This window comes from Streptomyces sp. NRRL F-2580, assembly GCF_000720115.1.
Lineage (GTDB): Bacteria > Actinomycetota > Actinomycetes > Streptomycetales > Streptomycetaceae > Streptomyces.
Window position 1 is genome coordinate 302,879 of sequence record NZ_JOIR01000011.1, and the last position, 24,208, is coordinate 327,086.

Consider the following 24,208-nt stretch of genomic DNA (forward strand, 5'->3'; position numbering starts at 1 on the left):
AGCCGTTTGATCAGGCAGCGAGGCTCTCTGCGCCAGGAGGACATGTCCCAGCTCACAGGATTGAGCCAGGCGTTCTTGTCCATGCTGGAGTCGGGCAGCCGCCGCCTCACCAACATCGACAAGATCATCGAATTTGTCGCAGGCATTGGCGCACCCGCCGAGCTCGTACAGCTCCCGGTCCCACGGTCAGTGGGCAGACCGCTTCAGCCGCCCGTGGACCAGTCGGCCGGAGATCTCGACCCAACCTTGCCCTGGACCGCGGCCCGTATGGTGGCGGCCTTGGACAACGCGGTTGGAGGCGACGTGATTGACCGCCGGCAGTTCCTTACGGTGAGCGGCATCGCGCTCACCGCCTTCGTCCACCATTGGGGGACCGCTGAGGCAGAGCCCCTTCAACGCGCCGCGGAGGGAAGCCAGCTCGCCCCAGAACTGCTGGACAACCTGCAGGCGACTACCGACCACCTGCGCATCATGGATGCCAGCGCCGGCAGTGGGACCCTCACCGAGCTCGGCGACGCGCACCTCGAACTCCTCAAACGCCTTCTGCAGAAGGCGTCATACACCGAGGACATCGGCCGCCGCCTGGCCGCCATCGTCGCCGACACCGCTACACAGACCGGCTGGTTCGCCTTCGACTCCGGGCGTCACAACCACGCCCAGAGCTACCTGCTCGCCGCGCTCCGCGCGGCTAAGGTCTCCGGCGACGACCGCCTGGGGGCCGGCGCCTTGTCCTACCTGGCCATCCACGGCTACTCCACCGGCCAGCCACGCACCGCGGTCACCGCGGCACGAGCCGCCCGCGAGCAGATCAGGACCCTGGGCACCCCCGCCCTGGAGGCGATGCTGCTGACCCGGCAGGCACGCGGACACGCCAAGCTCGGCGAACGGCAGGCAGCCCTCATCGCGCTCGGCGAGGCAGCCGAACTCTGCGCCCGGGGGCGTTCCGAGTTCGACCCCCACTGGCTGTACTGGATCAACGAAGGCGAGATCCACGGCCAGTCCGGCAGCGCCTATCTCGACCTGGACGATGCGCCCCATGCCGCCGTCAGCTTCACCGAGGCGCGAAAGGCCCTCAACCCGGCAGACCAGCGCACCAACGCCCTGTTTCTTTCCCGCGCGGCGTCCGCCTACCTCCGGAAGGGCGAGCTCGAAGCAGGCTGCGCCACGGCACACCAGGCGCTCGACCTTGCTGAACAGCTCCAATCGGCCCGTCTCAACGAGCACGTCGAGACCATGCTCGGCGAGCTCGAACCTGTGAGTCAGAGCCCGTACGCTCGGGAGCTGATCGACCGTGCCGCTCTAGTGACGGGTGCAAGGAGCTGAACGTGACCCAGGCCCAGCAGGTCCTCGTGCTGTGGGACATCGACCGCACTCTGCTGTACGTCGGCGACATCGACCGGCAGGTCTACCGCGAGACGTTCGCCGAAGTCGTGGGGCGCCCCGCGGAACACCTGCCGACCCGCGGCACCGGCGTCACCATGCCCCTGGCGATCCGATCGCTCCTGATCGACAACGGAGTCCAGGAAGACGACGTCGTTGTTCTGCTGCCGCGCATGGTGGATCTCCTGCCGGTCCACCTCGCCGCACACGCTGAGGACCTGCGTACACAGGGCGTTCTCATGCCAGGAGCCGCCGACGCGCTGCGGGCGGTACACGATCACCCTCGCTTGATTCCGACCGCCGTGACCGGGAACCTCAAGCCGAACGCCGTGCTCAAGCTCGCCGCCTTCAACCTTGACGGCCTCCTCGACACCGAGATCGGCGGATTCGCCTCCGACGACCACCACCGGCCGGCGCTCGTCGCCATCGCCCAGAAGCGCGCCCAGGCCAAACACGGCTTGGTCTTCACCCGCTCGAACACCGTGATCATCGGGGACTCGCTGGAGGACGTCCGAACGGGCCTCGAAGGCGGCGCCCCCGTCATCGGCATCGCATCGGGCAAGACCACGGCCGCCGAACTTACCCAGGCCGGTGCCGACCTCGTACTCGACTCTCTCTCGGACGTCACACGGATTCTGGACGGCATCTCGGTGCTCACGAGCTGCGGGCCAGATGGCAGTCCTTGGATGAGTTGATGGCTGGTTGGGCGACGTGGGTGGCAGACGCTGAGCTCAGCGTCTTACTTCCGAGGCGGGTCGCCCTCGCAAGGGGCGGCAGCTCGAGCGGCCGAGCTTATGGCTCAGCCAAGATAGGGGAAGGTGCCAGCGAGGTAGTCACCGATCTGTTGGCGCATGCTGGCGTGGATGTCGTACTGGTCGAGGTCGGCGGGCTGGACGAAGTGGACTCCGTCAGCCTCGTCGTTGATAGTGGGCTCACCGCCGACAGGGCGGCCGATGTAGGTGTTCTCGTACTGCTGGCGGATCTCGCCGTTGGAGTAGGCGACGATGTGGTGGGGGTTGGTGTAGACCCCGAGGAATCCGCTGATTTCGGCTTCGATGCCGGTCTCCTCCAGGCATTCACGCACGGCGCACTGGGCTGCGGTCTCGCCAATGTCCTGGGCTCCGCCGGGCAAGGCCCACTGGCCGGTGTCGCGGCGCCGCTGGAGCAGGATGGCGCCGCTGTTGTCGACGACGAGCAGGTTGCTGGCCGGGATTAGGGTGTTCGCCTTTGGCGCGGCGGGGTCGTTGTAGTACTCAGTTCTGCCCATGTGCGGCGGTCCCCTTCTGGTCGGGAATCCAGGACCGTGCGGCGGCCCAGATGGTTTCGAAGCTTTCAGCGTAGTTGTCGAACCACCCTGTGCAGTCTCCTCTCTTGAGGTGGAGGAAGGGATTGGCGCTGGCGGGCTCTCCCCCCAGACAGTGGTGTCGTGCAGCTGCGCTTCGCAGTCGGCTTCGGGGAGTAACGGGCGGTAGTAGGCGAGGGAGGCGCGGATTTTCGCGGCGGGGGTCTCGCGGATGCCGTCCTCGCGGCCCTGGATGGCGACTGCTTGGCCGCCGAGGTCGCCGAAGCACAGGCGCACGCCCGGAGAACGGGGGCGGGAGAAGCACGTTCGCCGTACCCCCTTGGCACGGGGGTTTCCAGCGGCCGCTGTCTCGGGCGTCGGTGAGGGTCTTGCGGGCACCGGAGAGAATCGGCTGGGAGCCTCCGCCAGCGCAGACGGTCGGGATAGGTCGATCGGTGTACCCCAGCCGAGGCTGCCGCCCTTGCTGTGGGCAATTCCAGAAGCGTGTCTCGATCGTTTCCGTTGCGTCGAGCCTGAACGTATCCGTATCCTCATCTCAACGCGTCGATGGAGACGAGTAGCCACGGATCACGCGAGCAGAGAGAGCCGCCGGCAGCTGTGAAGGCGGACTCGTGCCCCATGGTGAAGACCCTCCTGAGCGCGGGGAGGAAAGGCCCCCGGGCCCAATGCCCCGCCGGTTTGCCCCCGTCATCGGGCTGAATGAGGCCGCCGCTGTCTGGCGGTGGCAAAGGCGTGGTGGCACCGCGAGTACCCTTCTCGCCCACGCTTCCAAGGGATCATGACGACGCCCCTGGAGGGCTGCGATGATCCACACCACTAGCCGCGTACTGGTTTCCGACCTACGCGCGCACCTCGACCAGACCGTCACCGTCTCCGGCTGGGTGAACGCACTCCGGCTGCAGCGCAAGATGCAGTTCGTCATCCTGCGGGACCACTCCGGCATGGCTCAGGTGACCCACAAGCGCGACGGCGGCGCGCTCGAAGCGGCCATCGAATCGCTTACCCCCGAGTCCGCCGTCCGGATCACCGGCCGTGTCGTAGAGGCGGCCCAGGTCAACCTGGGTGGCCTGGAGATCGTCCCTGAAACGGTCGAGGTGCTGAACCGGGCGGAGACGCCCCTGCCGATCGACGAGCACACCGGCCCTGAGCACCGGCTCGACTGGCGTTTTCTCGACGTGCGCAAGCGGGCCACCGCGCAGATGGTGTTCGCCGCGCAGACGACCCTGGAACAGGGGCTGCGCGAGTACGCCATGCAGAACGGCTGCACGGAGATGCACACGCCGAAGCTGATGGGCACCGCCTCGGAGTCTGGAGCCGAGGTGTTCAAGCTCGGGTACTTCGACCGCTCGGCCTACCTCGCGCAGTCGCCGCAGTTCTACAAGCAGATGGCCGTGGCCGCCGGGATCGACCGGGTCTTCGAGATCGGGCCTGTCTTCCGGGCCGAGCCGTCGTACACCTCACGTCACGCGACCGAGTTCACCGGCGTGGACATCGAGCTGTCGTGGATCGACGACGTCGAGGACGTGATGGCGTTCGAGGAGCGGATGCTCGCCCACGCCATCGCGAAGGTCGCAGAGGTCCACGGTGAGGCGATCCAGGAGATCTTCGGCATCGAGGTCGTCGTGCCGGAGGCTCCGTTCCCCAGGATCACGATGGCCGAAGCGCAGGAGATCCTGCGGGCCGGCGGCTGGGACCCCGAAGGCGTCAAGGAGGACCTGGACCCGGAAGGTGAGCGCACCATCGCCGCCCACATGAAGGAGCTCACGGGCCACGAGTTCGTGTTCATCACGCACTACCCGGCCAGCATCCGGCCCTTCTACCACATGCGTCCGGCGGACCGGCCGGACCTGACGCTCAGCTTCGACCTGCTCTGGAAGGGCCTGGAGATCACCACCGGTGCCCAGCGTGAGCACCGCTCCGACGTGCTGCTCAAGCAGGCGGAGGAGAAGAGCATGGACACCGAGCCGATGCAGGACTACATGAACATCTTCCGCTTCGGCTGCCCGCCCCACGGCGGCCTCGGCGCCGGCCTGGGCCGGATCCTGATGGTCATGCTCGGCCTGGACTCGATCCGCGAGGCCGCGTTCCTGTTCCGCGGCCCGAACCGCCTCACCCCCTGAGTCAGGGGTAGACGCACCGCTGCCCCACCGCCTGTCTGGCGGTGGGGCAGCTGGGGCTCGCTCAGTACCGGGTGTGGCCCAGGTCGAGGGTCCATGCCTCGGCGGGGTTCTTGTCCCAGTGGTCGCGCAGGGCCAGCTCGCGGTCGGCGTACTGTCCGCGGCGGGACAGGCCGCCGTGGGACAGGGTGACACTGAGCGCGAGCGGCGATTCGGTTGTGACCCAGTGCGGCGTCAGGGCGTGGCTCCACAGGTGGTCACCTGGCTGCATCGTCACCGACTGCCGGTCCGCCCCGTCATGTGGCGGGGGAACCTCGGCTGTGGTTTCTCCGAGGACCGCGGCTTCGGGCGCCAGGTGCTTGTCGGGGTTGAGGTAGCTGTGGAAGGTCTTGACCCCTTGGACCTGCCAGACCAGCCCGTGCGAGTTGTCGTTGTGGTAGGTCGAGGCCGCGCCTTCGGTGGACAGGAACAGGATTGGCGCGCACCGCTGCCACGTGAATCCCTGCGCCGACAGGTAGGTGCGCCAGGGCACCATGACTTCCTCCTGGAAGCCGGCCAAGAGTTCGTCGTAGAACCGGGCGAGGTTGAAGTGCACCAGCCGGAATGGCCACGTGGCGATCTCCTCGACCGGGGCCGTGCGGAACGCGGCGGTGCGCTCCATGCGCACTGCCCAGTCGTCCTCGCCGAGGATCGTGAAGCGCACCTCGTCATCCCGGCGGATGTGGTCGAGGATGTCGATGGCAGGCAGGAACAGGTAGTCGAACGAGACCTGCATACGGAAGTTCGGCGGCTGCCTCCAGTGGGTGCTGAAGTCGTCGGGGTCGGTGACGGAGACCGACGGGTGCACGTGGACCTCCAAGGTCAGGCCGCCGCGCAGTCGCGTGTCGCGGGTCGGCAGATGGCGGCGCAGTCGGGTACGACGCGGTCTGTGGCCGGCGCTTCGAGGAAGGCTCGGATCTCGGTACGCGGGGCATGAACGCTGATCTCGGATGCGCCGTAGGGGCAGTGCCGCACCTCGCCCTTGGCGGACACGTAGAGGGTTGCCGACCGGCATGGGTGGCTCTCCTCCGCGGACAGCTGCATCCGCCGAAGATCGTCAAGGTAGGTCCGGTAGCCGTTTGACAAGCGGAAGTGCTGACCGAGCGCCGCCGTATCGCGCACCCTCTGCATCAGGGAGTCCTGGACCGATTGACCGTCCCGGCGCAGGGCGTCTTCGGAGAGGAGGACGGGGCTGAGCTGGACGTCGATCCCCTTCCCCGTCACGAGGCCGGCGAGCTGTGTGGCTTCCTCTCCGTCCACATCCCAGTAGGTCAGGTGCAGGACTTTCGAAGGGGTGTCCACGGCGTCCAGCGTCGCGACAGCCGAAGCTGCGGTCCGGGTAGTGCGGCCGAGCGTCATGGCGCCCTGAGAGTCTGCGGAGACGGTCACGTTGGTCAGAAGGTGACCGACCTCGGCGAGGGCAGAGACCTCCGAATCTGAGCGGGCCGAGGTCACCATGGACACCGTCATGCCGAACTGGAGTGCCAGGCGGACGAGCTGCCGGAGCTCCGGGTGGTGGGTCGGCTCACCACCGGTCAGGCACACGCCCTCCACCCCGGTCTCCTTCAGCCGGGACAGGGCACGGGTGTACGTCGCCGTGGTGAGGAAGCCGCGAGCCCGGTCGGCCCGGAAGCAGAAACTGCACGCGACCTCGCAGTGCCCAGCCGTCGAGACCAGCGCTGTACGGACGGGGACGCTCATTGCACCCCCGTGTTGTCCCACACCGCGATGGCCACGGTGCTGGTGTAGAAGGCGCACATCTGCGGGTCGGGGGTGCTGCCGCCGATGAGTGCCTGCTCGTTGCGGGACGGGCCGCCGCAGATGGCCAGCGCCGGGCAGTCGCCGCACGCGGGGATCGGCGCGACCTTCTTCGTCGCCCTTGTGAGGAGGCTGGGGTCCGACCGCAACTCGTCGAGTGTGTGGAGGAACGAGGGCTCCGTGAAATTGATGTCGCACACGCTGACCCGGTCGCCCGGCAGCAGGGCGGCGTTGAGGCTGCGGTCCCCCTGCATGTGGTCGAACAGCATCGGCCGGCGGGTGTCGAGGGCCTGGAAGGCCCGGTCGAGGACGGAGAAGAGCATCCCGCCCTTCCCGAGTGCGGTCAGGCGGGCCTCGTAAAGCTCCCGGGCCAGGTCCGTGCCGTTCACCCGCCACTCGCCCCCGGTGGGGATGGGCGTGTTGACGTAGATGAACTTGAGGCCGAGGTCGTCGATGATCCACTGCACGCTCTCGGCCAAGCGCCCGATGTTCGACGCCGTCGGGGTGAGGTTGCAGCCGACGTGCAGGCCCTTCGCCTCGACCAGGCGCCGGACGTTGCGGCGGATACGGTCGTCCGCCGGCTGCCCGCCGAGGAGCAGCCGGTTCGCCGAGTTGATCCCCGGCGGACCGTCGATGGAGATGCCCACCCCGTACTCACGCTGTACGAAGTGGTCGAGGGCCTCGTCCGTCAGGCGAGCGCCGTTGGTGACGACCGTGCGCCGGACCCGCGCCACGCCGTAGCGGGCCGCGAGGGTGTCGGCGAGTTCGTCGCCGTACTGCATGAGGTCGAAGCGGATGGTCGGCTCGCCGCCGAACCACTGGATCGAGACCTCCTCCTGCCCCGCGTTCTGCTCGAACAGGAACTCAAGGCCAGCGGCGAGCTCCTGCTCCGTCATGTCCGGCTTGCCGCTGTTGGTGTCGACGAAGCAGTACGTGCATGCCATGTTGCAGCGGTCGGTGAGCACTACCCGGAGGCCGCTGATCCGGCGCGGCGTCGGGTCGATGCCCAGGGTGTGGAGGCGGTGGCGGAGTGCTTCACGGCGGTCGGCCGCGGGGCCGTCCTGGGTGAAGCCGAGCCCGGCGAGGGCTAAGTGTGTCGCGGTCGGGGGGACCCCGGCGAGGTCAGAGACCTCGCCGGAGTCGAGAAGCACACTCTCCAGCGTGACCGGGTCGAGGAGGACAGCCTCGCCGTCCCGGTCGTACTGGAAGTATTTCCCCCACAGCAGCTGGGGAGTGGCCACTGGGTCAGGCCGCCGTTTCCTCTTCGGCGATGCCCAGCTCGGCCATGACAGCGCGGACCTGGTCCTCGGCGTCGGCCTGGAGCCGGGCGGAGGCCGCGGGGGAACCGCCGTCGGAGAGGACGATCACACCGGGCAGCGTCGGGTTCGGCGCGATGACCGTGAGGCCGGCGGGCTCGGTGCTGATGACCATGACCGCGCCCTCCAGGTTGACCCAGTCGGTGCGGTCCTTCAGGGCTTCCAGGATGCGGCCCTGCTTCTCACGGAAGGAAGCGCGCTCCCCCATCCACACGCCCGCCTTGGACTTGGAGTCCACGACGTCCGCGTAGATCAGGTGGTTCTGCTTCTCTTTCCTGGGCTTCGGCATAGCTGATCTCCTTGATGGAAGGGTGACTGCCCGGGGCGGGCCGTTCTGATCCGTTCTGCTAGCCGCCGGTCCGGTGCCGTACGCACCTCGCCGGTTTCGTGCGCGGCGCCCGGGGGCGCCGTTCCCCGCCCTCTGTCGACCGATCGGCCGGCCAACGGGCGGGAAGTCTCTGTTCAGCTGTGCGTGCCCCTGTCCGGTACCGGCAGGGAGATCGGCCGGAGAGGCTGGAGGGTGTCCGGGTCGGCGGTCCACTCCCGACCCGAGTGGTCCATCGGGCGCATGTGCGCCACCTCCCTGACCTGCCTACCGGTGATCTTCGATACGTAGATCAGGACTGCGCCCACGGTTCCGTGACGTCCGCTGGCGGGGTGTGCGACTGCCTGGCCGAGGAGCCGGTGCCCGGTGTCCTCCGTGACCCAGAGGTTCGCCTCCATGGTCGCGATCATTGAGCTCCCCCGAGGCCGAGGAAGGCGTCGAACTGGGCGGAACTCCAGGTGGAGGGGTCGCCGTTCCGGCTACGGAACGCCTCGGCGGCCTTGGGCAGATCCCGGCGGTTCGACGTAGTGCCGGCGTCCGCCTCCGCGTACGGGGCCACCACGGCCTCGTAGCGCGTGCTGGTCTCTCCGGGGGTTCGTCGGGGAAGCCGGGGGCTGCTCACGGTCCACTCCCTTTCGCTGGGGTCTTTGAAGTGGCGTAAGAATCCCCCTGGTGCGGGTGTCACGGCCACGACGTAGGCGGTGTCATCTGGCGCTCGCCAGGGTGACCGGGGTGTCATGGAGGTGGCGCCGCCATGTCATCTGCACGGATTCCATTGCGCAGCAGGGGTGTTGGCCAGTAGGCACGAAGTGGAGCGGGGCGATGTGGCCCGTCTCCTGACCTTGAGGGAGCGACCGATGGGCGATCAGACCACGCTGCTGCGGGTGTTAGTTCAGCAACGGCATTGGCGTTACAGGGACTTCGTTACGGCGTTCGAGCGTGCAGCCGCACAGGCAGGCGTGCACGGCATGTCGGTATCGGAGGCACAGTTTCGGCGGTGGACGTCGGGCCGGATCAAAACCATGCCGGGGCCGGACACCTGCCGGGTACTGGAGCAGCTCTTCGACGTGGAGGCCTCGGCACTGTTCGGGCCACCGCCTGCGCTGTCGACCTCGGCATCGGATCCTCCCACTGCGTACAACCTCGAAAGTGAAATTGCCATGACCGCACGTGACGCCGCTGATGAGGCGGGTGCTGCCGCCGCGCAGTCCGTATCCGACACGACCATCGATCAGCTCCGCGATGACGCCCTGTCCCTCGCCCGCTCGTACGGCGCCGCGAGCGCCTTCGAGATGTTCCGGCGGGCCAGGGTCCTCCGCTCGGAGGCGGAGCACCAACGCGGACTCACCAAGGTGCCCGTGCAGCAGCAGGACCTGCTGATCGTGGCGGGGCAGGCGTGCGCGTTGCTGTCGACCGCCGCGTTCGACCTTGGTGCCCTGGATGACTCGGCTCGTCTCGCCCGTTCGGCGGCCCTGTACGGAGAGATGGCGCGGTTCGATCCGCTACGGGCCTACGCCACTGGCTCCTTGGCGATCTGCGCGTATTTCACGGGTCGGCCTTCGGAGGCCGTACGGCATGCGCGGAGTGCGCTGGCGTACGCCGGTCTTGGTGACATGGCCAGGCGGCGGCTGTTGTCCATCGAGGCCCGCGCTCACGGGCACCTCGGGGACCGAGAGCGGGCCACCCGGGCGCTTGTCGCATCCACACGTCAGGACAGCGGCGAGCGGGACGCCCTGCATGACGACATCGGCGGTGAGTTCGCCTTCAACGAGGAGCGACTGCTGATGTCCAACGGCACGACCGCCCTGCTCGTCGGCGACGGGGCGGGGGCGGAGGCGACGGCGCAGCGGGCGCTGGATCTGGTGGCGTCCCGGCCGCCGGCCCGGCAGTCAGTATCGGTACGGGGCAAGGCCGCGGCCGACCTCGCCGCGGCGCAGGTGCTTCGGGGCGACCTGGACGCGGCGGCGACCACGCTGGAGACGGTGTGGCTCATCCCGGCGGAACAGCGCGTGGCGGGGCTGTTGGAGCGCACCGGCGGCTTGCGGCGGGCTCTGACTGCCCCCGCGTTCAGGGGGACGCGGGTGGCAGTGATGCTCGGCGAACAGATCGAGGAGTTCGGGCGTCTCTCGGCGCCGCGGCAGCTGGGCACGGGGAGCGGAGTCCTCGCTCTCGAGCCCTGACGCTGCCCCCGCCCCCACCTGTGTCTACGAGTGGCCGAGGGCGGCGAGGATTTGGGCTTCCTTGACGGGGTCCACTCCGTGCTCGTCCCACCGCGGGTGTTCGACCGGCCGGCCGTCTGCCTGCATCCACGCCCAGGTGTCAGCAATGGTGTCGGCGAGTGGACGGCAGCGGAGCCCGGCCGCCACGGCACGGGAGGCGTCGACGGACCACACCCCGGAGTGGGTGCGCCATAGCGGAAGCTCCGTCCATTGCTTCACACCGTGCGCGGTGAGCGTCGACCCATCGGCCCACACCGGGCTTCCGGTGCTACCGGTGACGGCCAGGCACCCGGCGATGAAGTCGGCCCAGCTGATGCCTGCGGGGTGGGCGATGTTGAACGCGCGGCCGGAGTCATCGGTGCCAGCAGCCTGATCGACGGCGAAGGCGGCGACGTCCCGCACGTCCACAGGCTGGATCACCTGGGCGGCCGGCGCCGGGACGAGAATCGGGCCGCCGCGCTGGGCACGGGTGAGCCACCAGGGGAGGCGGCCGACGTACTCGCCAGGACCCAAGATCACTCCCGGCCGTAGGAACACCGCGTCGTCCCCGAAGGCGGCGCGCACGGCAGCCTCTCCGCCAGCCTTCTGGAACCCGTACTTCGTTGGGCTGCCGTCGGCGCCTGTGTGCCCGAACGACTCATCAGCGTCCGGCGGGCACTCCAACAGCGGGGAGTCCTCGGTGAGCGGGTGGTGGGGCCACCTCAGATAGACGGACACTGTGGAGACGTGCACCCACCGGGCGGCGGCCGGGCGCAGGATATCGGTGGCGAGAAGCACGTCACGGGGTGGGAACTCGCTGCTGGACGTGTCGATCACGGCATCCCACGGTCCGCGTGAGGCAAGCCGCTTCAGGTCGTCGGGGCTGGTCCGGTCACCCCGGACGGTGTCGGCGCCCTCAACCGCACCGGAGCGACCCCGGTTGAAAGTCGTTACCTCCCAGCCGCGTCGAAGCGCATCGTCAACGATCGCCCGACCAAGGAACCAGGTGCCGCCCATCACGAGAATCCGCATGAGGACGACCCTGCCACGAACTGTCATGCAGCACCATCCCGCCCCTCGCTGCGAGCGGTTGAGCCCGGCGAAGCGTCGGGTGGCCCGGTGGAACCTGACATCCACCAGCGTAAGGAGGCCGCACCACCATGCTGATCGATGTGTTCGGGCGGCCCTCTTGTTCCATGGACCAGGGCGCTTTCGAGCACCGTGGCTAGTCGACCGCAGGCGCCTGTTTTTGAATGATCAAGAGCGGCGAAACCGAGAGTGACTATTCGAATGCGGCGGCACCAGCCACGACGATAGGGTCACCACTTCTCATCCGCACTGGCCAACCCAGTTGGCAGACAAAGGAGCGTATCGGCGCCATGAGCCGTCTGAGCGAGTCCGTCACCCGCGTCATGCAGATCCTCGAGGGATCGGACCTGGGCGCGGACTATACGGTCGCTCAGCTCCTGGACGAGACAACAGCCCGGCGCTCTCTCGACCTCTCCGACCTCTCCCCTCGGGAGCAGGCCGCCCTGGTCGAAGGGCGCGCGATCAACATGATCCCCTCAGCCGCGGCACTCGCCGAGAAGATCACCGCCGCCCAGGCGGCGGCCCGTCAGTTCGTCATCAAGTACGGCATCGACCCGACGTCCCCCGACGTGCACCTCGGCCATGCGGTGCCGATCATCATCGCGAGCCGGTTCCAGCGCATGGGCCACCATGTCGTCTTCATCATCGGCGACGTCACGGCGAAGATCGGCGACCCGTCCGGGCGCTCGTCCGAGCGTCCCGCCCTCACTGACGACGACATCGCTCGGAACCTCAGCACCTACCAGCAGCAAGTGACGCCGTTCATCGACTTCGGCCGAGCCGATCTGCGCTTCAACGGCGAGTGGCTTAACAAGGTCAGCCTGCCCCAGCTCGTGGAGATCCTGGCCCGCGTGCCGGTGTCCATGTCCCTCCAGCGTGAGGACTTCCGCACCCGGCTCGCCGAGGGACAGGGCCTGTCCGTCGCCGAGTTCGTCTACTCGGTCGTCATGGCCATGGACTCCGTGGCCATCACCGCCGACGTCGAACTGGGCGGGGTGGACCAGCTCCTCAACCTCCAGATGTGCCGCAAGGTCATGGAAATCTCGGAGCAGACTCCCGAGGTCGTCATCACCACCCCGCTCATCGAGGGCACTGACGGCACCGGCGCCAAGATGAGCAAGAGCAAGGGCAACTACGTCGGCCTCACTGCCACCCCGGACGACGTCTACGGCCGCCTGATGTCCATCCCCGACCATGTCACCGAGCCGTACCTGAAGCTGCTGACCGAGTGGACGGACGAAGAGATCCAGGTGATCACCAAGCGCCTGGCCGAGGGCACCGCACACCCCATGGCGGTCAAGCGCATTCTCGCCGGCGAAGTGGTGGCTGCCCTCCACGGCCTGGACGCCGCCCAGGTTGCCCGCGCCGAGTTCACCGCCCGCTTTTCCAAGCGCTCCTTCGGCGACACGCAGAACCTCCCGGTCGTCTCCCTCAAGGAACATGCCGAGACTTCCCTGGGCGTCCTGCTCAGCCAGACGCTGCACTTCGCCCCCAGTCTCTCTGCCGTCCGTCGCATTGCTCAGCAGAACGGACTCCGCCTGATCGCCGAGTCCGGCGGCGAACAGCACGCTACCCCGCTCGCCGAGGCCGCCGTCCAGCAGACACTGGCCGCGGTCCTGACCGAGGTCGACGCGGCCGACGGCGGCGAGCTCTACCTCAAGGCGGGCCGCAAGATCGCCCGCATCAATGCCTGACAGCAGGCCAGGCGACGCGTCACTGAGGAGGGACGCTGTCGGCGGCTGAAGGCCTTGCTTCGTCCCACCGATTCATTCGGTGGGACGAAGCGCTGTCTGAGTGCCGGCGGGTGGAAGCAATCTGGGTGTCGAGCACGGTCGCGATGGCCTCGACGTTGCCAGCGGCGAACTCTGCCAGCTCCGGCGGCATCAGCTTGAGCTGCCGGATAGCCTCCGCGGTGAACGGAACCCGCACGACCTCATAGCCGCCCCGCTCGGGCTTGTCGAACTCGGTGCCCGTGCGGACCTCGGTGTCCATCCGCTCCAGACGCGCCGCGAAGATGTGCTGGACACCTACGCCACCCTCCAGCGAGTCGGTGATCAGATGAACCAGCTCGGCCCTGCTCAGCTCGCCGCCGAGCTCCTCGAACACTTCCCGGTGCAGGGCGTCCTCGATGCTCGCGTCCTCGTCCTCGACGCCGCCGCCGACCGTCACCCAGTACGGTTCCCGCCCCGGCTTGGTCCGCTTGATCAGGACGAGCTCGTCGCCGTGCAACAGGATGGCCCTGGAGCTGCGCTTGATGATCGACACCGCTGGACCCCTTCGATTGCTGATGGGAGAGGCTGTTGCCTTGGGTCAACTGACGGACAGCACGGATGCCGGTTAGATGGCCGGGGGCTCGGGGGTCTCTGGCGCGACGGGGCTCTGTGAAACCGCTACGTCGCCGTACGCCGACCGCCGCGATTCGGTCCTACCGGTGTGAGCATTTTGATCGTCCGTGTCAGGTCGAGCCTCAGAACTCTCCCGTCTGGTGACCTTCGTGAACACCTGTTCCGCGCGGTCCAGGGTCAACCGCATCGTGCCGTACGGCCCCACGCTGTACCCGGTGCGGTGACCGTGCAGGTGCAGTTCCTCCACCGCCTGAAGCCCGGCGTCGACCTCCGGCACGTCGTCCGGCGGGATGAGAGCGTGCAGCTCCTCTGCCCACTCCCAGCCAAGATCACGGAGCACGGTTCGGGCTTCCTCCTGCTCCCAGCCGCTTCGCGCCACCAGTCCGTGACGAGGGTCCGTCGAGAAGACCATGTTGGGGTCCGCCATCATCCGGCCATCTCCTCGACTCGTCCCGCAGGCCCCGACTGTTCGGCGGCGTCTGCCTGGGCCGGAGCGGGCCAGGCTGCGAGCTGGAAGCGCGCCGGGCGGCCTTCGTGCCGTCCGACTCGGCATTCGTCGCCGGCCTTGCCCAGGGCCTTGTTCATCCGGGTGAGGAACCGGTCGTACTGCTCATGCCAGATCACGGATGAACCCGCGTCCGCGTACGCGTCGGTTCTGGCGAAGGCCAGGGCCACGATCTCGTACGCCAGGCCCTCGTGCTTCGTCCAGCACGGCGGGATGACGTCCTGCGGCTGCCAGGCATACGTCCAGTTCAGCCATCGGCACACGGAGTCGAGCCATGCGGGCATCGTCTCAATCAGCTCGGCTGACAGAGCACCGAGATCCCACGGGGCGGGGCCATCGACCACGGAGTCTTCCGCGCTCCGCGCCGCGATGTACTCCAAGATCAGCGCGGGCGGTTCGGGGAAGGGCGCGAAGTGAGCGAGTGGATTCGTCATGCGGCAGCCGCCTCCTCACGGCTGGCCCACGCAGATGCATGGGCTCTCGCCTGGTTCTTCTTCGCGGTGGCCTCGCGTGAACGCTCCGCCTCGTTGGCCGCTCGTAGGTCGCGGACGTGACCTTGGATCTCGGCCCAGGACTCCCAGGTCCACATGCCGTCGAGACGGGTGATGACAGGGGGGAGGTTGTCCGCGAGCACCAAGGCGTGACCCTCGGGCAGAGCCCTGATCTCGTCCCCGCGCAGGACCGGTTCCAGAGCCATGTGCGTGGCGGTTGAGAGGCCCCCGCGGTCTCCTCCGTTCGTGGTCTTCGTGGTGCGCTCCCGTTCGACCTGACCGCACAGGTCGGACATGTCCTTGAGGAAGGCGGGGTCCTTTGCTCCGCCGAAGACCACGACGTGGTTGGTGAACGAGGCCAGCTCGTTCGCGGTGTCTTCGCCGAAGCGGGCACGGGCCGATGCCCAGCCCTGGAGGCCGTAGACCACGGTGATGCCGCGGCCCCGACCGTCGGCGACGCGTTGGCGAAGAGATGGGATCGGCGCGATGTTCGGCGCCTCGTCCAGAGCGGCCAGGAGGGTCGGGTCGAGCCGCCCCGCAGGGGACGCGATGGCGTGAGCCTCGGCGATGTCTAGCAGGTCCTCGGCTATCGCCGTGGTCAGCGGCGCGACGCTGTTCACCTCCGAGTCTTTGCCGAGCAGATAGATGGTGCCTTCTGCGTTGAGGAACTCGTGGAAGTCCGTAGGGTCCTCTCCGTCTCCTTGCAGAGCACGGATCACCGACTGGTGCATGAGGGGTTCGAGGGCCGCGTCGAGGGTGCTGGCGGTGTTGCCGACGGTACGGCTGTCGCCCGTGGTGGCGGTCCGGAGCATGTCGGCCCAGCCGGGGCCGGCGCCGGGGTGGGCGTTGAGGATGCCGAGAGGGGCAGGGTCGGTCAGCTTGCGGGCCCACTTCAGCACCCAGTCCAGGTTGGCCCCGTCGAGAGCGGCGGCATGCAAGAACGCGGCGAGGATCTTGGACGCCTGCCCCTTGTAGAAGGCGCTGCCCTCACTGGACTGTGCCGCGGACCCGGGGGTCCGAGAACCGGCGACGAACGCCTTGGCCCTCATCATCGCCACCTCCGTTTCGGACGCGCCGGTGATCGGCGTCCAACGGAACTTTGGCAGAGAGGGAGCGATGTTCTGCGGGTCGAAGACCATGACCGGGCGCCCGTCACGCCGCCGTGCATCGAGGGTCAATTCGACCAAGTCAGGCTTGGTCGAGGTGGCGAGGACCGGACCGGCCCAGTTGCGGATGGTCGGGGCGAAGAACCGCAGGGTCTTTCCGCTGCCCATGGGGCCTATGACCCGGCATGCCTTGTCGGCGCGGGACCACAGCTCTACGCCCTTCGGGCGTTGCGAGGTCCCCAGCGAGTAGCCGAAATCGTGAGGATCGAGGGGGTGGCGCATGACGTGCTCCGGAACGAGGTGGGCGAGGAGGGGGGCGGTTCAGAAACCGGCGGAGCGGTCCTTCGCGAGGCTCACCGCTGATGTACGGGCGGGTTGGCCTTCACCGCGGGTGAGTGAGGGGCGGATCTCGGTGGCTTTCAGGACCGCCTGAGCCGACATCTGGCGCTTGAGCTGGGACTTGGCGGCGAACCCGGCGTTGCGGCGGCCCCGGTTGGTCAGAATCCAGAGGGTGACCAGGGCCACCGCGCACACAGCGGTGACGGCGTACAGGGCCAGGGAGATCCCGCTGGGCATGAGGTCCACTACTCGGCCCTCCGTGCGACCCGGGCCGCGAGGTAGCGCATCCGCCGGCCGCACAGCCGGGACATCGACGCGTCGGGCCCGGCACAGCGCGGTGGAGCTGTGTGGAAGGCACTGTGGAGGTCTTCCGCCGCTCGCCAGATGTGGGTGACGGCCGTACGGACGCGGCCACCGGCAGCGGAGTAATCGCCGTGGTCCAGCACGGTGGCCAGTGCCTTCGTGCGCCGGGCGAGGTCGAGGGCGTCAGCGTGCAGCTGGTCGATTTCCTGTCGCACCGCGTGCTCGTCGGTCGGGAGCGTGGCCTCGTCGGTGGTGACGGTCATGGAGGGGGCGCGCTCCGAATCTGCGTGGAAGGGGTCTGCGGCGGCGAGGTGGCGGTAGCTGCTCATGCGTTGTCCGGGGAGGTGCTGGTCAGGTCAGTCATCGAGCCGGAGGAGAAGCACAGGTGCTGCTCGGCTTCGACCAGGAGGTGTTGGACGCCGGGGTAGATGACCTCTCCGACCTTCCACAGTGCGATCCCGCGGCGCAGGCGCATGATGTGCTCGGCCGTCCAGGACGGCAGCCCCAGCCGGGACACTGTGGCTTCTGCCTCGGATTTCTTCTGCGAGTAGATGACGATGGTGTCGGCCATCTTCAGAGCCGCTTGCGTCTCCGGGCTGTCGTCAATGTCCGACAGGTGGTGGACGATGAAAATGCAGCTCAGCCCGTAGCCACGAGCGAACTTCAGGAACTTCTCCAGCAGGCTGGCCAGCTGGGGAGTTCCGAGGATGTGCCATGCCTCCTCGCAGACGAGGATGCGCTTGCGCTGGGTGTAGCGGCGGCAGCCCGATTCCGGGTTCGGCCCCAGTTCCCATGCGCCGGAGTTCGCATCGACTACAACGCGTTCGTGCTGACCCGGCTCTGTCCCGCACTCGCACAGCGGGCGCAGCCATACCTCTTCGAGGAAGACACTGATGACTGCGACGAGGATCGTCATGGCGACGCCGCCGGACGGGACCTTGGTCAGGTCGAAGACGATCATGTCGGCGTCGAGGTCCACGCCGAGGCTGGTCGGTCCGTCGAGCATGCCGGTGAGGTCGCCGGTCGCGTCCTGTTCGCTTCCGCAGAGCCGGTCCAGTACGTAGGACGCTTCCAGGCCGTCACCGAGGAGTTCATCCCGCGTCCGCTGCTTGGCTGCGGCGTCGGATTCCTCCGGCGAGCGGAGCGCGGCGGCGACGTCCGCCAGGACGGGCGTGCGGCCGAGGTCGCTCGCCCGCTGGTGGGCCCGGCGGATCGCGATACGCAGTGCTGAGCCGGCGAATTCGTCCAGGGGCTTGCCCAGGCCGAGTTCGACGATCGTCCGAACCAGTTCGATCTGCCGCTTGCCCGCGATGGCGGGGTCCATCGGGTTGATGCACGAGGCACCGCGACCGCCGCCCGGGGCGAACTTCACCGGGGCCTTGCCGGTGAGCGAGCGGCCGAGCGCGGCCCACTCGCCCTCTTCCCGCTCCTTCTGTTCCTTGGTGTCGAGCACGACCACCTGACGGCCGAGGCGGATCTGTCGCGCGGTGTAGGTCTTGGTGAGAGCCGACTTTCCACGGCCGGTGTCACCCATGACGATCATGTTCCCGCCGGGCAATCCGTCGCCGAACGCCGAGAACGGGCAGTAAATGAACGCCTTCCCTGAATACAGCTCCCGGCCGATGATCGCGCCCGCGGTCCCGAGGGTCGGGGGGGCGATGGGCAGGTACAGGGCTTGGCTGGTGGTCGTCTCCGTGTAGAGCGGGCGGCGCACCGTCTCGTGCATAGGGGACAGCGGGGCGAGGTCGAGCAGGTCAGTCACTTGATGCCTCCGGCGAGGGGGAGGGTGGTGGCGAACGCCCTGGCGTGTTCGAGGTCGAGCCATTCGATCCGGAGGTGGGCGTTACGGGCCCGGGACGCGGTCGTCCGCTTCGTGCGCTCCAGCTCCTCGGCGCTGCGAGCCGAGATGGTGATGTAGCCGACGACGGCGGAGCCGGCCGCGCCTGACGAGGCCAGGGCCATGCCCCGCGAACCGGTGGCGCTCGCGGCGATCTGGTCGCGGGGGTCGATGTTCCTACCGCGCTGACGGTCGCGGTGCATCTCTGCCTGGTTGTTCGTGTCCTCCGCGAGCATCCGTTCTACGGCCTTGTCATTCGGCTCCAGCTGCTGGGTGATCGAGATGGTGCGGATCACGTCGGGCATCCCGATCAGCAGGGGCGACAGGAAGTCGGGGCCCACAGGCGTGGTGGGCCACCCGACGACGGCGGCTGTGGCGTGGAACCAGCTGTCGGTGGAGCCCGCTGCGCGGGTGGCGACGTGGGCCCCGTTACGGACGTCGACATTGCGGGGGAAGGCGTGCGCCTGCGGCAGGTCGGTGTCCCAGATGGCGTGGTCAGGGTCGTAGGAGTTGCGGATGAACGCTGCCATCCGCCCCTCGTCCAGAGGCGCGATCACCGAGAGGTCAGCGTCCTCCGCGCGGGACCACAGTTCCTCCAGGTAGGCGGCCATCGCGGCGGCGACCCCTTCGTCACCGGTACCTCGGGCCGCGCCTTCGGCCGCCAGGTCGCGGGTGAACTTCGCGTGGATGGTGATGTAGTACCGGTGTTCCTCGGCCGAGGTGGACACAGCGTTGGCCAGCACGTCGTACGACTGCTTCAGCCACTGCGGAGCGTCGGCCGTGGCCGCCGACTCGTCGCGCTGGGCGATGAACCGCTGATGGGCATAGGGGTCGGACTTCATCTGCCGGGCGAGGACTTGAATCCGCTTCACCGGGTGTTCCTCGACGTTGCCGAAGGCGTCGAGGAGTTCGCCCCAGCGCTCCAGGGCGACGATCTGTTCCCCGACCTCCTTGCCGCCCAGGCCGGGGGAGGCGATCTCCAGGGTGGCCGTGACGCAGCGGGCCTCCGGCTGGAGGACCACGACGGCCTGCTGCCCGCGGACCGTGACCGGTACCCACGTCATGCCCGTGATGCCCTCGGGTTCCGCCAGGGCTGCGTCCGGCGGGGTGCCGCCGCGGCCCACGCCGGCCTCGAAAGCCGGGGAGACCCACACGCCGCCGGAACGGCGGAGAGCCGTGCGGTGGTAGCGGTTGATCCGCCACCAGCGGTAGAGGGTGCGCCGCTGTGAGGTGCCCTTCGGCCGGTACGGGGCGTACACGATGACGAGGGCGAGCAGGATCGGCAGGACGAGGCAGGTCGCGGCGATAGCCGTCACGCCGTTGAAGAGGTAGCCGAACAGGATGCCTGCGGCGGCACCGCCACCGAGGACGACCTGTTCGCCGAGGTCACGGCGGCCCACCAACCCCGTGGGGCGGTGCTTTCCGAATTGATACGTACGAGTCGCCATGGGTCAGTCACTGGTCCTTGCTGGGAGTCGGCCGTCCCGGTGCCTGGCCGCCCGACGGCCGCGACGGCGGCGGGGGCGTGACCGAGGGCCCGGAGCCCGAGGTGGTTCCTGATGCAGAAGAGGGGGAGGTAGGCGGCGTCGGAGTGGGCGCCGCCGGGGCGGAGGTCTGTGGCGGAGACGATGGCTGTGCCGTACTCGGGGCTTCGCTGGTTCCCGGTGGACGTCCGGACGCTGCGTGGCTGCCCGCAGAGGACCAGTCCGGCGGAGAGCTGACGACCGGGTCGGAGGTCGCTCCCTCGGGACGCGCAGCGGCCGGAGCACCGGATGAACCGGCCTGGTCGTCGCTGCCCTGCTGGCTCTGCGGCTGTTCGGAGCCGCCGCCGCTGGCGGCGTCGGCGCCCTGCATGCCGGGTGAGTTCGCGGCCTTGTTCTTCGCCACGTCGACGCCGGCCTTCGCCACGGCCAGCCCTGCGGCGACCGGCCCGGCCACGGCCGTTCCGCCGCCCATCTTGGCCCCAGCCGCCTTGGTACCGGCCGCCTTTGCGCTGCCGCCGACCAAAGAGTCCTGCACGTGCGAGTTGATCGCACGATTCGCATGCTGGCCGGGACCGTCGATCGCGGCGGCCGGGCCCGAGGACTGGGCAGTCTTCCGGTCGTTGTGGAGCTGGGCCATCTCGTCGCCGAAGGCGGGCACCCATTTGTAGAGCGTGGCGCTCGCGAAGACGGCGAGCAGGAGGATCAGCGCACCGACCAGCGTCTTGGAGACCGCGTCGGACATGCTCCCCGAGGTGTCGCTGAGGATCGCTCCACCGAGGCCGAGCAGGGCAAAGAGCACGGGTTTGCTCAGGCCGATCGCGAAGAGGGCACCGAACCACTTCTTGCTCTTGCCCCACAGATCACGGTCAACGAGCCCAGCGTTCACGATGGGTCCGAGCGCGACGGCCACGTAGATCGCCGCGCTGCGGATCAGCAGCTCGATCCACATCAGCAGCGCGCCGCACATCATGATCAGGTTGACGACCAGCAGCTGACCCACGCCCTCCGTGGGGTTCCCTGCCATCACCTTGAGGATGTTCTCCAGGAAGGGCTTGAAGTTGCTTGTCGCGTACGGCTCGAACACTGCCGTGACTTCGTCAATCGCCTTCATCAACAGGGCGATCGCGCCCGGCGTCATCGCGTTGACCACGAACTGGAGGAGCAGGAAGCCGATTGCCTCGGAGACGGCGGTGGTCACGGCGACCCCCCGGACCGCCCGCTTGGCCACGGCGATCAGCCACAGGGCCACGGTGAGCAGGCTGGAGGCCGCGAAGATGATCGCGTACTGCTTCAGGAAGCCGGCCGACGTGAGGTCGATCTTCGTTGTGTTCTGGATCAGCTCCAGCATCTTGCGCAGGAACCAGATGTTGGCCTCGGTGAGCTTCTGGAGAAGGAAGCCCAGCGGGTCCTTGACGAAGTCGATCGCCGCCTTCGCCTCGCACACCATCGGGATGTAGCAGAACGGATTGGCGACCGCGGACGGGACGAAGACGAACCCGATGATCACGTTGACCATGGCCACCGTCTGGAGGCGACGCCTCCAGCGGCCCGGGGTGCCCCGCTCGATGGTCAGCAGACCAGGGGCGTCCTCACGCAGTCGCAGGCGCATTGCTGGCACCCCCCACGTCAGCGAAGCTGTCGGCCGAGTCGGCCTCCTGCATGGCGGGCGGCGACGGTACGAGCGGTTCGGACGGCGTGACGGCCGTCGTCTTCCAGGTGCCGTCCTCCCAGACGAGGTCCACGGTCATCCGGAGGAAGGCGATCTGCGGGCGCTGTGTCTCGTCCTTGCCCGCGACTCCGCCCACCGACGCGGTCCACAGCTCGACGCTGGCGGCCTGGTCGGAGTGTGAGATCGCGCGGGTGGCGAGTGCTGCCGTCCGCGTGATCAGTTCGCTGCCGTCGGCTGTCTTGCCGTCGGCACCGACCCCGCGGTTCTGCATTACCAGGCGGGCCGTCGAGTCGGTGTCCGAGATGACCGAGCGCAGCACGCTTGGCGCTGCGGTGGCCTTCAGCATCCGGTGTCGCCAGTCCTCATCGGTGAAGAACCTCGGATCGCCATAGAGCATGGTGGCGCTGACAGCGGCGGCGCGGGCGCCCTGCTCGTTGTGCCCGTACGGCGTGGGGAATCCGTCCTGACCGGCCGCGCCGCTCAGGACGGGGTCTTCTGCAGCGGCCGGGACGTAGCCGGCGAAGTCACTCGTGACGTTGGACGCCTGCCTGGCGTCGATCGGGGACACCAGTCCGGTCGAGCTCGAACTCTCCTTCAACTTCCAGTCGTTGGACTCCCATGTGAGCGTGACCGTCACCGACTGGAAGCCCGCCTTCGGCGTCGCGTGCCCGGCCGCGCTGCCGCGAACCGTCGTCGTCCACAGTCGGACCATCGCCCCGTGAGCGTCGAAGCCCAGAACGTGAGCCGAGAGGACACCGGTACGGGCGATGGCCTGCTTGGCGGAGACCTTGGAGTCGTCGCCCCGGAGTGCGCTGACTGCCCCAGCGGCGGCGTGGTCGGCCTTCTCCGTCGCCGTGGCGGCAGTTCCCTGGGCCGCCATGACCGACACGGCGCGGTGTCGAAGTTCCTTGTTCGTGAGGAACTCGGCACTGCCACTGACCGTCGTGTAGTTGGCTGCCGCAGCCTTGGCGCCGGCCTGCGTGTGCGGGTATCCCACGGGGACGCCATCCACCGCACGCACGGCCCCTTCGCTCGCCTGCGGTGCCGAGTGGGCGGGTGCTGATGAGGCGGGGGCGGGGGCGGTCGGGTTGCCCGTGGCCAGGCTGACGATCACCCCGGCCGCGGTGACGACCGCTGCCCCGCCGACGGCAATGCCCCAGAGCTTCGCCGAGGGCTTGCGTGCTCCGCCTGCCTTCGGGGAGGAATCGTTCTTGCGTCGAGATCGCCAGGTCATGGGTCACACACCCATGCCGTACGCGATACCGACGAGGGTGCCGAGCGATGCCACCAGGAAGATGCAGGCCAGGCCGCCGACCATCATGCCCTTGCCGCGTGAGCTGTCCATGGTGCTGTGGCCCTCGCCGAACCAGCCCTTCGACTTACCGACACCGATGAGGAATGCGCCGACGCCGACGGCGAGAATGACGGCGGCAATGACGCTGAGGACCACTTTCGCGGTACCGCCGAGCTTCCCGAAGGGGCCCCAGTCCGGCTTCACGCCGGTCACGACGTCGACCCCGGCCGCGATAGTCGTGTGCATGGCGGGATCGGCAGCGGCAGACAGGAGGTTGTGCATGTTGAAGCCCCTTGGTGCTTTAGGTAGTAAATGAGATGGTTTATGGCGGTTAGCCGACGTGCCGCATCGCGATGATCTGCGGCTTCCAGTAACTGAGCGGCTTGATCCGCACCTGGGCGCCCGTGTGCGGGGCGTCGATGACCTGGCCGTCGCCGATGTACATGCCGACGTGCTCGGGGCCAGCGCTGCCGGGGACGCTGAACAGCAGGTCACCGGGCTGGAGTTGGGACACGCTTGTGACAGCTGTCCCGGCGTGGACCTGGTCGTAGGTCACCCTCGGCAGGTTCACGCCCGCCGCGGCCCAGGCCATCTTGGTCAGCGAGGAGCAGTCGCATCCGCCCGCGCCCTTGTATGGCGAGACGCAGTCGCCGCCCCACTGGTACCAAGTCCCGAGAGCCGTCTTCGCCGCGGAGATCGCGCGGGCGGCCCCCTTACCGGCCGGAAGGTTCGGCTGGACCGCGTCCGCCCATTTCGCGGCCAGTTCGCGGATGTCCTTTACGTAGCCGCGCGTCTCGGGGTACGGCGGGACGCCCTCATACTTGATCACGGCCCCACCGCCCGCGTTGTACGCGGCCAACATGTTGTCCGTGGAGTCCCCCGGAACACCCTTGACCTCTTTGGCCAGAGTGCAGTCGTACTTCGCCTGTGCCGCGATGGCGTCGACCGGGTTCCAGATGTCCTTGATGCCGTCGCCGTCGCCGTCCACGCCGTGCTCAGCCCAGGTCGCTGGCATGAACTGTGCGATACCTAGGGCGCCGACAGGCGACTTGGCGTCGCGGTCGAATTTCGACTCGGTGTAGAGCTGAGCCGCTAGTAGCGAGGCCGTGACTTGTGGGCACTCGCCCGCGTGCTTGTTGATGAGTTCCCGGACCCAGCCGGGAACGGGAGCGTCCGTCTTGATGCCGCCGCCAGGGCCGGTCTCCTGTGCGGAAGCGCTGTCGGCCCCGCCGAAGGTGGTCAGCAGGGCGACACCCGAGACGACGGCAGCCGCGATAAGGCCCAGGCCAACTTGCGTGCCCTTGTTCATC

Annotated in this window: 24 protein-coding genes and 1 pseudogene; 5 read left to right on the forward strand and 20 right to left on the reverse strand. The window is 68.2% G+C overall.

Going from position 1 to position 24,208, the window contains the following annotated elements:
* Positions 1 to 42 precede the first annotated feature (42 nt).
* Together IF88_RS0114825 and IF88_RS0114830 are read left to right on the forward strand one after the other, a co-directional pair.
* Positions 43 to 1,323, forward strand: a complete 1,281-nt coding sequence (locus IF88_RS0114825; protein ID WP_234323531.1) for an XRE family transcriptional regulator — start codon at positions 43 to 45, stop codon at positions 1,321 to 1,323.
* A 2-nt stretch (positions 1,324 to 1,325) separates the two neighbouring features.
* On the forward strand, positions 1,326 to 2,075 hold the full coding sequence (locus IF88_RS0114830) for an HAD family hydrolase (RefSeq protein ID WP_030711146.1): 750 nt from the start codon (positions 1,326 to 1,328) through the stop codon (positions 2,073 to 2,075).
* Positions 2,076 to 2,179: 104 nt separating this feature from the next.
* Here IF88_RS0114830 and IF88_RS0114835 read toward each other — a convergent pair whose 3' ends face one another.
* The gene (locus IF88_RS0114835; protein ID WP_030711148.1) at positions 2,180 to 2,647 is read right to left on the reverse strand and encodes an NUDIX hydrolase; all 468 of its coding nucleotides are present in this window, start codon (positions 2,645 to 2,647) and stop codon (positions 2,180 to 2,182) included.
* A gap of 839 nt (positions 2,648 to 3,486) precedes the next feature.
* On the opposite strand from IF88_RS0114835, the gene aspS reads away from it, so the two are divergent.
* The gene (gene aspS, locus IF88_RS0114840; protein ID WP_030711151.1) at positions 3,487 to 4,803 is read left to right on the forward strand and encodes an aspartate--tRNA(Asn) ligase; all 1,317 of its coding nucleotides are present in this window, start codon (positions 3,487 to 3,489) and stop codon (positions 4,801 to 4,803) included.
* A gap of 61 nt (positions 4,804 to 4,864) precedes the next feature.
* Here aspS and IF88_RS40325 read toward each other — a convergent pair whose 3' ends face one another.
* From IF88_RS40325 to IF88_RS46500, 6 genes are all read right to left on the reverse strand, one after another.
* Positions 4,865 to 5,647, reverse strand: a complete 783-nt coding sequence (locus tag IF88_RS40325) for a hypothetical protein (protein ID WP_158754385.1) — start codon at positions 5,645 to 5,647, stop codon at positions 4,865 to 4,867.
* Between the two features lie 14 nt (positions 5,648 to 5,661).
* Complete coding sequence (locus IF88_RS0114850) at positions 5,662 to 6,540, reverse strand: radical SAM protein (RefSeq protein ID WP_030711152.1); 879 nt, start codon at positions 6,538 to 6,540, stop codon at positions 5,662 to 5,664.
* Positions 6,537 to 7,838: a radical SAM protein gene (locus tag IF88_RS0114855; protein ID WP_234323532.1), complete on the reverse strand. Its 1,302-nt coding sequence runs from the start codon at positions 7,836 to 7,838 to the stop codon at positions 6,537 to 6,539. The genes IF88_RS0114850 and IF88_RS0114855 overlap by 4 nt, the downstream gene beginning before the upstream one ends.
* A gap of 4 nt (positions 7,839 to 7,842) precedes the next feature.
* The gene (locus IF88_RS0114860; RefSeq protein ID WP_030711156.1) at positions 7,843 to 8,202 is read right to left on the reverse strand and encodes a hypothetical protein; all 360 of its coding nucleotides are present in this window, start codon (positions 8,200 to 8,202) and stop codon (positions 7,843 to 7,845) included.
* Between the two features lie 173 nt (positions 8,203 to 8,375).
* A complete protein-coding gene (locus IF88_RS0114865) occupies positions 8,376 to 8,648 on the reverse strand; it encodes a hypothetical protein (RefSeq protein WP_030711159.1) in 273 nt (90 codons plus the stop codon).
* The gene (locus tag IF88_RS46500; RefSeq protein ID WP_136222925.1) at positions 8,645 to 8,860 is read right to left on the reverse strand and encodes a hypothetical protein; all 216 of its coding nucleotides are present in this window, start codon (positions 8,858 to 8,860) and stop codon (positions 8,645 to 8,647) included. Before IF88_RS46500 ends, IF88_RS0114865 begins: the two co-directional genes overlap by 4 nt.
* 235 nt (positions 8,861 to 9,095) lie before the next feature.
* Between IF88_RS46500 and IF88_RS0114875 the strand changes: the two genes are divergently transcribed.
* Positions 9,096 to 10,418 (forward strand): DNA-binding protein, encoded by a 1,323-nt coding sequence (locus tag IF88_RS0114875; RefSeq protein ID WP_030711161.1) that lies wholly within the window; start codon positions 9,096 to 9,098, stop codon positions 10,416 to 10,418.
* 24 nt (positions 10,419 to 10,442) lie between these two features.
* Here the strand turns inward: IF88_RS0114875 and IF88_RS0114880 are convergent, their stop codons facing one another.
* Positions 10,443 to 11,468, reverse strand: coding sequence for an NAD-dependent epimerase/dehydratase family protein (locus tag IF88_RS0114880; protein ID WP_030711163.1), 1,026 nt, complete (start codon positions 11,466 to 11,468; stop codon positions 10,443 to 10,445).
* 347 nt (positions 11,469 to 11,815) lie between these two features.
* Between IF88_RS0114880 and tyrS the strand changes: the two genes are divergently transcribed.
* Positions 11,816 to 13,219 (forward strand): tyrosine--tRNA ligase, encoded by a 1,404-nt coding sequence (gene tyrS, locus IF88_RS0114885; RefSeq protein ID WP_030711165.1) that lies wholly within the window; start codon positions 11,816 to 11,818, stop codon positions 13,217 to 13,219.
* 118 nt (positions 13,220 to 13,337) lie between these two features.
* Here the strand turns inward: tyrS and IF88_RS0114890 are convergent.
* The 12 genes and pseudogenes from IF88_RS0114890 to IF88_RS0114945 all read right to left on the reverse strand — a co-directional run.
* A pseudogene (locus tag IF88_RS0114890) lies at positions 13,338 to 13,790 on the reverse strand (NUDIX hydrolase); the annotation flags it as partial.
* Positions 13,791 to 13,862: 72 nt separating this feature from the next.
* The gene (locus tag IF88_RS0114895) at positions 13,863 to 14,300 is read right to left on the reverse strand and encodes a hypothetical protein (protein ID WP_030711170.1); all 438 of its coding nucleotides are present in this window, start codon (positions 14,298 to 14,300) and stop codon (positions 13,863 to 13,865) included.
* A complete protein-coding gene (locus IF88_RS0114900; RefSeq protein WP_030711172.1) occupies positions 14,297 to 14,809 on the reverse strand; it encodes a hypothetical protein in 513 nt (170 codons plus the stop codon). Before IF88_RS0114900 ends, IF88_RS0114895 begins: the two co-directional genes overlap by 4 nt.
* Positions 14,806 to 16,254, reverse strand: coding sequence for a type IV secretory system conjugative DNA transfer family protein (locus IF88_RS0114905; protein ID WP_030711174.1), 1,449 nt, complete (start codon positions 16,252 to 16,254; stop codon positions 14,806 to 14,808). The genes IF88_RS0114900 and IF88_RS0114905 overlap by 4 nt, the downstream gene beginning before the upstream one ends.
* 39 nt (positions 16,255 to 16,293) lie before the next feature.
* A complete protein-coding gene (locus IF88_RS0114910; RefSeq protein ID WP_030711179.1) occupies positions 16,294 to 16,557 on the reverse strand; it encodes a hypothetical protein in 264 nt (87 codons plus the stop codon).
* On the reverse strand, positions 16,557 to 16,943 hold the full coding sequence (locus IF88_RS0114915; RefSeq protein WP_030711181.1) for a DUF6238 family protein: 387 nt from the start codon (positions 16,941 to 16,943) through the stop codon (positions 16,557 to 16,559). The genes IF88_RS0114910 and IF88_RS0114915 overlap by 1 nt, the downstream gene beginning before the upstream one ends.
* Positions 16,940 to 18,376 carry an ATP/GTP-binding protein gene (locus IF88_RS0114920; RefSeq protein WP_051836875.1) on the reverse strand — a complete coding sequence of 479 codons (1,437 nt, stop codon included), beginning with the start codon at positions 18,374 to 18,376 and terminating at the stop codon, positions 16,940 to 16,942. Before IF88_RS0114920 ends, IF88_RS0114915 begins: the two co-directional genes overlap by 4 nt.
* Positions 18,373 to 19,899, reverse strand: a complete 1,527-nt coding sequence (locus tag IF88_RS0114925; RefSeq protein ID WP_030711185.1) for an SCO6880 family protein — start codon at positions 19,897 to 19,899, stop codon at positions 18,373 to 18,375. Before IF88_RS0114925 ends, IF88_RS0114920 begins: the two co-directional genes overlap by 4 nt.
* Before the next feature lie 7 nt (positions 19,900 to 19,906).
* On the reverse strand, positions 19,907 to 21,544 hold the full coding sequence (locus tag IF88_RS0114930; RefSeq protein ID WP_234323533.1) for a hypothetical protein: 1,638 nt from the start codon (positions 21,542 to 21,544) through the stop codon (positions 19,907 to 19,909).
* Positions 21,525 to 22,838 carry a hypothetical protein gene (locus IF88_RS0114935; RefSeq protein WP_234323534.1) on the reverse strand — a complete coding sequence of 438 codons (1,314 nt, stop codon included), beginning with the start codon at positions 22,836 to 22,838 and terminating at the stop codon, positions 21,525 to 21,527. Before IF88_RS0114935 ends, IF88_RS0114930 begins: the two co-directional genes overlap by 20 nt.
* Before the next feature lie 3 nt (positions 22,839 to 22,841).
* Entirely contained in the window at positions 22,842 to 23,180 is a 339-nt protein-coding gene (locus tag IF88_RS0114940) for a hypothetical protein (protein WP_030711191.1), read from the reverse strand.
* Between the two features lie 49 nt (positions 23,181 to 23,229).
* Positions 23,230 to 24,207: a bifunctional lytic transglycosylase/C40 family peptidase gene (locus tag IF88_RS0114945; protein WP_030711193.1), complete on the reverse strand. Its 978-nt coding sequence runs from the start codon at positions 24,205 to 24,207 to the stop codon at positions 23,230 to 23,232.
* Position 24,208: the final 1 nt, after the last annotated feature.